General features: G+C 62.8%; 8 protein-coding genes. 4 read left to right on the top strand and 4 right to left on the bottom strand.

The features are described 5' to 3' along the window. Window positions 1-79 precede the first annotated feature (79 nt). The gene (locus tag NE547_RS04415; RefSeq protein ID WP_256174882.1) at window positions 80-3,019 is read right to left on the bottom strand and encodes an acyl-CoA dehydratase activase; all 2,940 of its coding nucleotides are present in this window, start codon (window positions 3,017-3,019) and stop codon (window positions 80-82) included. A gap of 337 nt (window positions 3,020-3,356) precedes the next feature. After that, a complete protein-coding gene (locus NE547_RS04420) occupies window positions 3,357-3,509 on the bottom strand; it encodes a LacI family DNA-binding transcriptional regulator (RefSeq protein ID WP_186907667.1) in 153 nt (50 codons plus the stop codon). A 496-nt stretch (window positions 3,510-4,005) separates the two neighbouring features. Between NE547_RS04420 and NE547_RS04425 the strand changes: the two genes are divergently transcribed. Next, window positions 4,006-4,578: a DUF1700 domain-containing protein gene (locus tag NE547_RS04425; RefSeq protein WP_186907668.1), complete on the top strand. Its 573-nt coding sequence runs from the start codon at window positions 4,006-4,008 to the stop codon at window positions 4,576-4,578. Next, the gene (locus NE547_RS04430) at window positions 4,575-5,456 is read left to right on the top strand and encodes a DUF4097 family beta strand repeat-containing protein (protein WP_256174883.1); all 882 of its coding nucleotides are present in this window, start codon (window positions 4,575-4,577) and stop codon (window positions 5,454-5,456) included. Before NE547_RS04425 ends, NE547_RS04430 begins: the two co-directional genes overlap by 4 nt. A gap of 49 nt (window positions 5,457-5,505) precedes the next feature. Here NE547_RS04430 and NE547_RS04435 read toward each other — a convergent pair whose 3' ends face one another. Both NE547_RS04435 and NE547_RS04440 read right to left on the bottom strand, forming a co-directional pair. Then, window positions 5,506-6,534 (bottom strand): low specificity L-threonine aldolase, encoded by a 1,029-nt coding sequence (locus tag NE547_RS04435; protein ID WP_186907670.1) that lies wholly within the window; start codon window positions 6,532-6,534, stop codon window positions 5,506-5,508. 57 nt (window positions 6,535-6,591) lie between these two features. Beyond that, the gene (locus NE547_RS04440) at window positions 6,592-8,280 is read right to left on the bottom strand and encodes a glutamine--tRNA ligase/YqeY domain fusion protein (RefSeq protein ID WP_256174884.1); all 1,689 of its coding nucleotides are present in this window, start codon (window positions 8,278-8,280) and stop codon (window positions 6,592-6,594) included. A gap of 438 nt (window positions 8,281-8,718) precedes the next feature. Here NE547_RS04440 and NE547_RS04445 point away from each other — a divergent pair, with 438 nt between their 5' ends. Both NE547_RS04445 and NE547_RS04450 read left to right on the top strand, forming a co-directional pair. Continuing rightward, entirely contained in the window at window positions 8,719-9,672 is a 954-nt protein-coding gene (locus NE547_RS04445; RefSeq protein WP_186907672.1) for a LysR family transcriptional regulator, read from the top strand. Between the two features lie 38 nt (window positions 9,673-9,710). Then, complete coding sequence (locus tag NE547_RS04450; RefSeq protein ID WP_186907673.1) at window positions 9,711-10,685, top strand: uroporphyrinogen decarboxylase family protein; 975 nt, start codon at window positions 9,711-9,713, stop codon at window positions 10,683-10,685. Window positions 10,686-10,789: the final 104 nt, after the last annotated feature.

Genomic DNA, 10,789 nt, shown 5'->3' on the forward strand with positions numbered 1-10,789 from the left:
TCCCGGGCAATCAAGAAGTTCTGCGCTGCACCCGAGATCCAACGCCAGCTGTTCCCTTGCGGCGGCCCAAACGGTATCCCTATCCGTCCCTGTGTTTCCTGGCGTCCATGGCGGCCATCAGGGAGCGTACCCGGATCTTGACCGCGCCCAGGTTGCTGATGTCGTCGATCTTGAGCTGGGTGTACAGCTTGCCGCCGTTCTCCAGGATGGAGCGCATCTCGTCGGTGGTGATGGCGTCGGTACCGCAGCCGAAGCTCACCAGCTGCACCACCTGCATATCCGGCTGGGTGCAGACATACCGGGCGGCGTTGTACATGCGGGACTGGAAGGTCCACTGGTTGAGCACCTTCCGGGGGGCGTAGCCCTCCAGATAGCTCAGCGCATCCTCTGTGACCAGCACGAAACCGAACGATGTGATGAGGTCGTTGATGCCGTGGTTGATCTCCGGGTCGATGTGATAGGGCCGTCCGCAGGCCACGATGATGGGCATATCATGGGCCCGGGCGTATGCGATGTACTGCTTGCCGGTCTCCCGCACGTCATGGACATAGGCGTCGTATGCCTCATAGGCCGCCCTGGCCGCGGCGGCGGTCTCCCGCTTGGGGATGTCGAACGTATCATACATCATCTGGGCCACGCGTTTTTCAAAGTCTTTATGCCGCCACAGTCCTACATAGGGGTCCAGGAACCGGGTCTGCTTCAGGGCGGGCACATTGGCCGCCAGCAGCTCGGGATAGTAAGCCACCACAGGACAGTTGTAGTGGTTGTCTCCGATGCCCTCGTCGTTGTTGTAGGACATGCAGGGGTACCACACGGCGTCCACGCCCGCGTCCACCAGAGCCTCCACGTGGCCGTGGAGCAGCTTGGCCGGATAGCACACGGTATCCGAGGGGATGGTGTGCTGGCCCTTCAGATAGAGCTTGCGGGAAGATTCGGGAGAGAGGACCACCTCAAAGTTCAGCCGGGTGAAGAAGGCGAACCAGAAGGGCAGGTTCTCGTACATGTTCAGACCGAAGGGAATGCCGATCCGGCCGCGGACGCCGCTGCCGTTCCCCTTGCCCTGCATGGCGCGGAGCTTTTTGTACTTGTAATTCATCAGGTCGGGGTTTTCCGCCTTTTCCTTGCCCAGGGGGCGGGAGCAGCGGTTGCCCGAAAGGAAGCGCCGCCCGCCGTCGAAGGTGTTGACCGTGAGGGAGCAGTGGTTGGTGCACAGGTTGCAGGTGGCGGGCCTGGCCGTGTGGGAGAAGGTCTCCAGCGCCTGCGCGTCCAGCAGGGCGCTCTTGTCCAGGCGCAGGTCCCGGGCGGCCAGGGCGGCCCCGAAGGCCCCCATGATGCCCGCGATGGTGGGGCGGGTCACGTCCCGGCCCAGCTCCTGTTCAAAGGCCCGGAGCACCGCGTCGTTGTGGAAGGTGCCGCCCTGGACCACGATGTGCCGGCCCAGATCATCCGCGCTGGCGGCCCGGATGACCTTGTACACCGCGTTTTTGACGATGGAGATGGACAGTCCTGCCGAGATGTCCTCCACGCTGGCGCCGTCCTTTTGGGCCTGCTTGACGCTGGAGTTCATAAATACGGTGCAGCGGGAACCCAGGTTCACCGGGTGCTGAGCCAGCAGGCCCAGCTTGGCGAACTCCGCGATGTTGTAGCCCAGGGCTTTGGCAAAGGTCTCGATAAAGGAGCCGCAGCCGGAGGAGCAGGCCTCGTTGAGCAGGATGGAGTCCACCGCTCCGTTGCGGACCTTAAAGCACTTCATATCCTGGCCGCCGATGTCGATGATGAAATCCACGTCCGGGTTGAAGTGCCGGGCGGCGTTGTAGTGGGCCACCGTCTCCACCAGGCCCGCGTCGCAGGAGAAGGCGTTTTTGATCAGGTCCTCCCCATAGCCGGTGACCGCCGCACCCCGGATGGCGATCCGATTCCCGCAGAGCCGGTAGATCTCCTTGAGCTGCTCCAATACGATGGCCACGGGGTTGCCCAGATTGGAGTGGTAATAGGTATACAGCAGCCCGCCGTCGTTGGTGATGAGGGCCATCTTGGTGGTGGTGGAGCCGGCGTCGATGCCCAGCCAGGCGTCGCCCGTATAGGCGCTCACGTCCACCTCGGGGGGGTGCATGGCGTTATGGCGCGCCAAAAAGGCGTCGTATTCCGCGGGGTCGGTGAAGAGGGGAGGCATCGTGTCCACCAGGCCCACGTGGTCCACGCTCTCCTCCAGCTTTTTCAGCAGCGCGTCAAAGGGATGCTCGGCGTAATCGGAGGCGCACAGGGCCGCGCCGATGCCTGCGAAGCAGTCGCCGTCCTCCGGAAAAATCGCGTGCTCGCCGTCCAGCTGCAGGGTCTCCACAAAGCGTTCCCGCAGACCCATGAGAAAGTGCAGCGGCCCGCCCAGAAAGACGATCTTGCCCTTGAGCTGGCGGCCCTGGGTCAGGCCGGCCACCGTCTGGTCCACCACGGCCTGGAAAATGGAGGCCGCCACGTCCTCCTTCCGTCCGCCCTGGTTGAGGATGGGCTGGATGTCGCTCTTGGCGAACACGCCGCAGCGGGAGGCGATGGGGTAGATCTTCTCGTGCTTCAGGCTCAGCGCGTCCAGCTCGTTCACGCTTACGTTCATCAGGGTGGCCATCTGGTCGATGAACGCCCCGGTGCCGCCGGCGCAGGAGCCGTTCATCCGCTCCTCCAGCGCGCCGCCGAAAAAGATGATCTTGGCATCCTCGCCGCCCAGCTCGATGACGGCGTCGGTGCCCGGTATGTACTGGTTGACAGCAGCGGCGGTGGCGTACACCTCCTGCACAAAGTCGATGCCCGCCGCCTTGGCCACGCCCAGACCGGCGGAACCGGTAATGACCATGCGCACCTGCTGCCCGGCCAGCTTGTCCCGGATGGAGCGCAGGGTCTCGACGGAGCGCTCCCGGGCCTTGGAGTAATGCCGCTCATAGGAGCGGAACAGCAGCTTGTTCTGCTCGTCCAGCACCACCACCTTCACGGTGGTGGAGCCGATATCAATTCCAATGCGAAGGCTCATAGGTTCACCTTATATCCTTACAGAATTTCGTACCCCACATAATATATCAAAATCTGATTTTTTACAACCCCAAAGCCGAGAAATGCAGGAAGTTCCGCAGTCGGAAGCAATATCCGGAAAAGAGAAGGCAGACGGCTGAGCAAGCGGCGGGCCATCCGGCCCACTGGGCGTGCAAAGCGCGCAAGCGTTGCCTATGAAGTCCAAAGCGAGGCCGCGTAAGCGGCCTCCCGCGGCGAAGCGCGCCGCGGACTTCAAAGGAATTGATTTCTTCCTTTTGAAGTGCTTTGACTATAAACGGGCCCGCGCCGATTTGACGCGGGCCCAGCCAAAGCGGAGATTATTTCATTTCAACAAATTCGATTTTTACGCTGACCTGTTTTGCCCCGTTGATCACATGGAAGACGGTGGATTTGGAAACGTAGGCTACCCGCGAAACATCGCAGATCGTACTCCCGCCCGCCCGCTCCGCTGCGCCGGCTTTTTTCTCCAAGGAAAGCCCTCCTTCTCTTTGGAGAAACGTTTCTCCTTTTGCCGCAAGGCCTCTGCGGCGTGCTGCTGCATCAAACCGTAAGGAAGCGGGAGACACGGGGAAGAGCCCCGTGTGCCTCCCTTACCGTTCTGCCCAAATCAAGGTTGAGGCGGTAATTTTGAAAACGGGTAAAACAGCGGGGATGGACGCGGACGAAACGCGGAGAGCATGTGCAAGCGTCTGGATGGCCCCGGATATCCGGGAGATCCGTTCGCAGCGCAGCATGCGGGCAAGAAACGACCGGGAGGAGCGGTCTGCGGTCCTGCGGAATGCAAAAGCCCGGTCTGACATAAGGCCCAACGGAGCCCCAGACGTATGGCGTTCTGTGCCGCCGCTTTTCCATGACGGATACAGGGGATGTACAGGGGCGTTTTTACCCAATTTTAATGATTCTTGTATTTTCACCTTAAGAAAGGTGTGGTAATATCAGGATATCGTAAGAGAGCGGGAGGAAGCCATGACCGGAGAGGATTATCTGAAGCAGCTGCGCGCGCGTTTGACGGGGCGGACGGACCCGGCGGAACTGGAGCGGCTGATGTGCTACTATACGGACTATTTCGAGGAAGCGGGACCGGAAGGCGCGGATGCGGTCATCCGGGAGCTGGGGACCCCGGCGGAGCTGACCGGGCGCATCCTGGGGGAGCGGCACGGCCGGTACGAGGGGAATACCGGAGCGGCCGCCCAGCCTGCGGCGGGGCACCGGCGGGGACCGCTGGCGTGGGCGCTGGGCCTGTTGGGCGCAGTGCTGATCGGCATCCCCCTGATCGCACTGCTGGCGGGGCTGACCATCGGCCTGGCGGCGGGCGGCTTTGTGTGCGTGGCAATGGGCGTTTTTGTCCTTTTTTCCGGCTTTTCCGCCCTGTTCACCGGGGGGCTGGCCACCACCATGTACGCTGCCGGCGTAGGCCTGGCGACCTGCGGAGGCGGCGTTATGCTCCTGGCGGCGGTGGTCGCGCTGGCGTTGGGCGGCTTCCGGGGCGCGGGCCGTCTGATGCGCAATTTCTTCTGCGGAAGGAGGACGGCGGTATGAACCGGCTGACCAAGGGACTTTTGGGCGTGGGCGCGCTGCTGCTCCTGTCCGGCGGCCTGCTGGCCCTGTCCGGCTGGACCATGGGGGGACAGACGGAGCTGGACCTGAGCTGGAACGGCCATGGGGTCCGCATCGGGCCGCTGGGCATTGTCAGCCGGGACAGCGCCGCGCAGACGGAAACGGCTGCCCGCGACGGGCGGGAGGAGCTGCACCTGCAAGCCTTCCGCCGGGTGGATGTAGACGTGGATCTGGGCGATGTGACGGTAACGCAGGGGGGCGATTATGGCGTGTCCCTGAATTGGAAGGGGAAACACTACGCCCTGGAATATGAGCTGGACGGCGATACCTTGCGTGTGCGCAGCAGCGCCCAGGGGGGCCGCTTCGGCCTGGACGGCTATGGCGGGACGGTGACGGTCTATGTGCCGCAGCATCTCCGGCTGGAACAGCTGGAGGTCCGCTCTGATCTGGGCGATATATGCCTGGAGGGGATCGCCGCCGATACGGCGACGGTCACCGGAGACCTGGGCGATCTCACGTTGAGGCAGGTGCGGGCGGGAGCGCTGGAGCTGCACGAGAGTATGGGAACGATCGACGGCGCGGGCCTGACGGTGGAACGCTCCCTGAGTGTGGAAAACGATATGGGGGATGTCCGGCTGGAGGGAGATCTCCAAGGAGAACTGGAGGTCGCCGACAGCATGGGAGAGATCGAGCTGACGCTCAGCGGTCCCGTGGAGGATTACCGCTACGAGCTGAACGTGGACATGGGCGAGATCTGCGTTAACGGCGAGACGTACCGCAGTGAGGCCAGCCGGTCGGGCGGACGCCACAGCCTGAACGTGGAAAACAGCATGGGCGATATCAGCGTGACCTTCGGATAAATCAGACGGACCTCTTTCCCGCTGAGCGGGAAAGAGGTCCGTCTGATTCTTACAGCAGCTTTTTCAGTTCGGAGAGCAGCGCGTCCACGTCCTCCTGGGTGGTGTGGAAGCAGGTGACAAAGCGGATCACGGTATGCTCCGCGTCAAAGGGGCACCAGTCCTCAAAGGCGCAGACCTGCTCCAGCCTGGGCCGCAGCTCATTTTTCACGATGGGAAAGATCTGGTTGGTGCACGATTCGGTCATCAGCGGCAGGCCCAGGGCCTTGACGCCCTCCTGCAGCCGTCCGGCCAGCACGTTGGCGTGGCGGGCCATGTCAAAATAGAGGTTGTCCTTCAAAATGGCCTCAAACTGCACACCCTGGAGCCAGCCCTTTTCCATCACGGCCCCCATGCGCTTTTTCATGCGGAAAAAGTCGTGTGTCAGCTCCGGACGGGTGATGACCAGCGCCTCTCCGAACAGCGTGCCGTTTTTGGTGCCGCCCAGATAGAAGGCGTCCACCAGGCGGGCAAATTCGGGCAGGGTCAGGTCGTTGGCGTCGGAGGTCAGGGCGGCGGCCAGCCGGGCGCCGTCCACAAAAAGCAGCAGGTCGTTGGCGCGGCAGAAGTCCGACAGGGCGGTCAGCTCCGCTTTGGTATAGACGGTGCCGTTTTCCGTGGCGTTGGAGATGTAGACCAGGGCGGGACGGGTCAGGTGGGGGTCTTTGTGCCACTCCAGCACGGCCGGCAGCATCTCAGGGGTCAGCTTGCCGTCGGGCCCCACCTCCACAGGGATGATCTTGTGGCCAGTGGCCTCGAAGGCGCCCACCTCGTGGCCGTTCAGGTGGCCGGTGGCGGGGGAGATGACCGCTTCCCAGGGTTTGGTCAGAAAGGCGCAGGCCGTCACGTTGGTCTGGGTGCCGCCAATGAGAAATTCCACCATGGCGTCGGGGCACTGGCACAGCTGGCGGATCCGGTCCTTGGCCCGGTCGGAATACACATCCCCGCCGTAGCCGATGTTGCCCTCCAGGTTGGTGGCGCACAGGGCCTCCAGGACCTTGGGATGGGCGCCGAAGGAGTAATCGTTGCGGAACAGCAGCATAAGAATTCCCTCCTTATTCAATGGAAGGGGCCGCCGGAGCGGCGGCCCCTTCGTGTATCACTTGGTGACCTTGAAGCTGTCCTTGAGTCCCACGGAGCGGTTGAAGACCAGGTGCCCCGGCGCGGAATCCCGGTTGTCCACGCAGAAGTAGCCCTGGCGCAGGAACTGGAAGGAAGCGGGGGCCCGGACGTCGGCCAGACCGGCCTCCACCTTGGAACCGGTGAGGATCTCCAGGGAGTCGGGGTTCAGGCAGTCCAGAAAGCTGTTCGCGCCTGCGTCCGGGTCGGCGTCCAGGAACAGGTTGTCGTAGAGCCGTACCTCGGCATCCACGGCGGTGGCGGCGTCCACCCAGTGGATGGTGGCGCCCTTCACCTTGCGCCCGTCGGCGGGATCGCCGCCCCGGCTGTCGGGATCGTATTCGCAGAGGATCTCGGTGACGGCTCCGGAGGCGTCCTTGACGCAGCCGGTGCAGCGGATCAGATACGCGCCCTTCAGGCGGCATTCCGGGCCGTCCGGGTAGAGGCGCTTGTATTTGGGGACTGGAGTTTCCAGAAAATCCTCCGCTTCGATATACAGGTTTCGGGAGAAGGTCACGGCGCGGACGCCGTCCTCAGGGCGGTTGGGGTTGTTTTCCACCGTGACGGTCTCGCTCTGTCCCTCGGGGTAATTGATGATGGTCAGCTTTATGGGGCGCAGCACCGCCATAACGCGCCGGGCGGTCTCGTTCAGGTCTTCCCGCAGGCAATACTCCAAAAAACCATACTCCACCGTGGAAGCCGCCTTGCTCACGCCGTTGCGCTCGGAGAAATTGCGGATGGAGCGGGGGGTGTAGCCCCGGCGGCGCAGACCGCAGAGGGTGGGCATACGGGGATCGTCCCAGCCGGATACCCGGCCCTCCTCCACCAGCGCGCGCAGCTTGCGCTTGCTCATGACGGTGTAGTTGATGCCCAGACGGGCAAACTCGATCTGCCGGGGCTTGGCGGGCACGGAGCAGTTCTGGATGACCCAGTCGTACAGAGGACGGTGATCCTCAAACTCCAGGGAGCAGAGGGAGTGGGTGATCCCCTCCAGAGCGTCCTCCAGGGGGTGGGCGAAGTCGTACATGGGGTAGATGCACCATTTATCCCCCTGCCGGTGGTGGTGCATGTGGTTGATCCGATAGAGCACAGGGTCGCGCATATTGAAATTACCGCTGGCCAGGTCGATCTTGGCCCGCAGGGTGTACGTGCCGTTGGGGAATTCGCCCGCGCGCATCCGCTCGAACAGAGCGAGGGATTCCTCCGCGGGCCGGTCCCGCCAGGGGGAACGGGCGGGGGTGTTCACGTCCCCCCGGTAATCCCGGAACTGCTCGGGCGTCAGTTCGCACACGTAGGCCAGGCCCTTTTGGATGAGCTCCACGGCATAGGCGTACATCTGTTCAAAATAATCGGAGGCAAAATAGAAGCGGTCCCCCCAGTCATAGCCCAGCCAGCGGATGTCCTCCTGGATGGCCTGGACGTACTCCACGTCCTCCTTGGTGGGGTTTGTATCGTCCATACGCAGATTACACACCCCGCCATACTTTTCGGCGGTGCCGAAGTCCACGAAAATGGCCTTGGCGTGGCCGATGTGGAGGTAGCCGTTGGGCTCGGGCGGAAAGCGGGTGTGGACGGTCATGCCCTGGAACTGACCACCCTGGGCGATATCCTCATCGATGAAATCATGGATAAAGTTCTGGGTCATGACTGGATTCAGTTCGTCCGGCATGTGGTTTCACTCCTTCATATTGATACAGATAGCTATTTTAACCCGAACGCCCGGAAAAAGCAAGAGCGAGAACACCGGGTTTGACAGGGGAATGGGAGATATTTATAATTAGGGCATCACCGCACAATTCCCCACGCACGTCTTGACGGCCAATTTGCCCCACAAATGCGTTGCAAAACCTTGCAATACGCAAAGTATTCCTGCGGTTTTGCGCCTTTTTGCGGCACAAATTTTCGCGCCAATCCGCACGCGTTGAATGATGCGGTAATGCCTAAGGTCTGTAAAACAGAGCGCTCTGCGGTTCCTCCCGGCGCGCATTCGAAGCACGCGGCTTCGCATGATTTCCGCGCAGCGGGCGGCGTTTTCAGGGGCCTGAGCCCGGCGTTTTGGCCTGCGGGAATCGCAGGGAGGACAGAAACAGAAGAGGAGGCGGCGTACATGACCACGGCCCAGATGCGCTACTTCATTACGGTGGCGGAATGCCTGAGCGTTACGGAGGCCGCCGACCGGCTGTATCTCTCTCAGCCCGCCCTGAGCCGCCATATCGCGCAGATGGAGGCGGAGCTCAACGTTCCGCTTTTTCTGCGCACCCGCAATACCATCCGGCTCACGCCTGCGGGGCAGGTGCTGCTGGAGGGGCTGCGGCAGATCTATGGGGACTACCGGGGCCTTCTGGAGCGGGTGGAGGCCGTCAACGCAGGGGTGCGGGGGGAGCTGCGGCTGGGCCTTTTGGAGGAGCAGCTTCTGCCCGCGCCGGTGCGCCGGGCGCTGCGGCACATCGAGACGGAGTACCCCAACATGAAGGTGCGCCTGTCCCGGCACAGCTTCCGGGCGCTGCGGGAGGGGCTGCTGGACGGCAGCCTGGATTGTATCCTTTCCCTCGCCACGGATCTGAGGAGCCTCCCGGAGCTTACTGCCCTGGTGGTGGAACGCGCGCCGCTCTACCTGGTGGTGGGGGCGGACAGCGCGCTGGCGGCGCGGACGGAGCTGGCTCCGGCGGAGTTTCCGAGCGCACTGGGGGACCAGACCTTCATTTTTATGGCGCCGGAAGATTCGCAGGCGGCGGCGGAAGCGGCCGTGAACGCCTTTGCACGCCATGGCTTCCGGCCCCGGTATATCTGCGCGCCCAACGCCGAACTGCTTGCCCTTTGGGTGGCGGCCGGACAGGGCGTGGGGCTGCTCAACGGAAACCACGTCCTGATCCACGATCCGGAGGTGCGCTTTGTTCCCCTGCGGGGGATGGCGGTGACGGAAATGGTCCTGGCCTGGTCTGAGGGAGAAGGAAATCCGGTTGGGGGAACCTTTCTGGAGCAGGTGAGAGAGCAGCTGCAGCGGGATGGGGTTATGGCCCCATGCGAAAATACGTTTGTCTCCCCGGGACAAGGCGGTTAAACTGAAGGTAAAACAGGGACCGACAGGAGGAGACGGACATGACCGAAAAGGAGAACGCCCTGCGGGTATTTCGGAGGGAGAAGCCGGAGTGGCTTCCCCGCTTTGAAAAGTGTATGAAAGGATACTTTCCCAAGAGCATCAACGAGCGCCCTCTCAACTGGGAGGGGGACGACTGGTTCGGCATCCACTGGGTGCCCGACGCGAGCACCAACGGTCTGACCGCGCCCGCGCCGGGCCAGGCGGTGATCCGGGACCCGGAGCGTTGGCGGGAGCAGCTGGCGCTTCCGGACCTGGAGGCCATCGACTGGGCGGCGGAGGCCGAGGGGTTCCGGGCGGCCCAGAGCCCGGAGCGGCTGTCCATGATTATGATGGAGATGGGGATTTTCGAGCGCTACCAACTCCTGCTGGGCTTTGAGGACGCCCTGTGCTCCTTTTACGAATACCCCGACGAGGCCGGGGAGATTTTGGAGGCGCTGACCCAGTTCAAACTGCAGCTGGTGGATCGGATCATGGAGCATCTGAAGCCGGACGTAGTGATGTATATGGATGATCTGGGGACCCAGAACGCTCCGCTGGTGGCCCCTGCTCTGTGGGCGGAATTCATCCGGGCGCGGGATATGCGTATATTCCGTGCGATCCACGATGCGGGCGCGCTGGTGGTCTACCACTGCTGCGGCAAGATCGACACCTTTTTTGATCAGATCGTTACCATGGGGGCGGACGCCTACCACTCGGTACAGCCCGCCAACGACACTGCGATGCTCAAGCGGGTCTATGGGGATCAGATCGTCCTGATCGGCGGCATCGACAACCAGGGGATCACCAATCAGCCCGGCGCCTCCGAGGCGGATATACGGGCGGAGGTGCGCCGGGCGATTGACGCATTTGCTCCCGGCGGCGGATATATCTGCGGCGATACCGACGGTATTTGTGTGGTGAAGCGGGCTCTGGACATCATACAGGATGAGTACGAGGTCTATGGGCGGCACTATTACGAGCGCCACCCCCTATAAGCAGGGATGCCCTCCGGCAGCGCCGGAGGGCATCCCTGCTGTCCGACCCGCCCGCGCCTCACCGCGCGGGCGGGTGGCGGGGGGTTTTTTGGGGTGGTTTTGAA

The sequence above is a fragment of the Flavonifractor sp. DFI.6.63 genome (assembly GCF_024462255.1).
Lineage (GTDB): Bacteria > Bacillota > Clostridia > Oscillospirales > Oscillospiraceae > Lawsonibacter_A > Lawsonibacter_A hominis.

Bases quoted from the DNA above. Each gene is read 5' to 3' on its own strand.
- NE547_RS04450 (WP_186907673.1), top strand. From the start codon at position 9,711: ATGACCGAAAAGGAGAACGCCCTGCGGGTATTTCGGAGGGAGAAGCCG.
- NE547_RS04430 (WP_256174883.1), top strand. From the start codon at position 4,575: ATGAACCGGCTGACCAAGGGACTTTTGGGCGTGGGCGCGCTGCTGCTC.
- NE547_RS04435 (WP_186907670.1), bottom strand. From the start codon at position 6,534: ATGCTGCTGTTCCGCAACGATTACTCCTTCGGCGCCCATCCCAAGGTC.
- NE547_RS04425 (WP_186907668.1), top strand. From the start codon at position 4,006: ATGACCGGAGAGGATTATCTGAAGCAGCTGCGCGCGCGTTTGACGGGG.
- NE547_RS04445 (WP_186907672.1), top strand. From the start codon at position 8,719: ATGACCACGGCCCAGATGCGCTACTTCATTACGGTGGCGGAATGCCTG.
- NE547_RS04415 (WP_256174882.1), bottom strand. From the start codon at position 3,019: ATGAGCCTTCGCATTGGAATTGATATCGGCTCCACCACCGTGAAGGTG.
- NE547_RS04440 (WP_256174884.1), bottom strand. From the start codon at position 8,280: ATGCCGGACGAACTGAATCCAGTCATGACCCAGAACTTTATCCATGAT.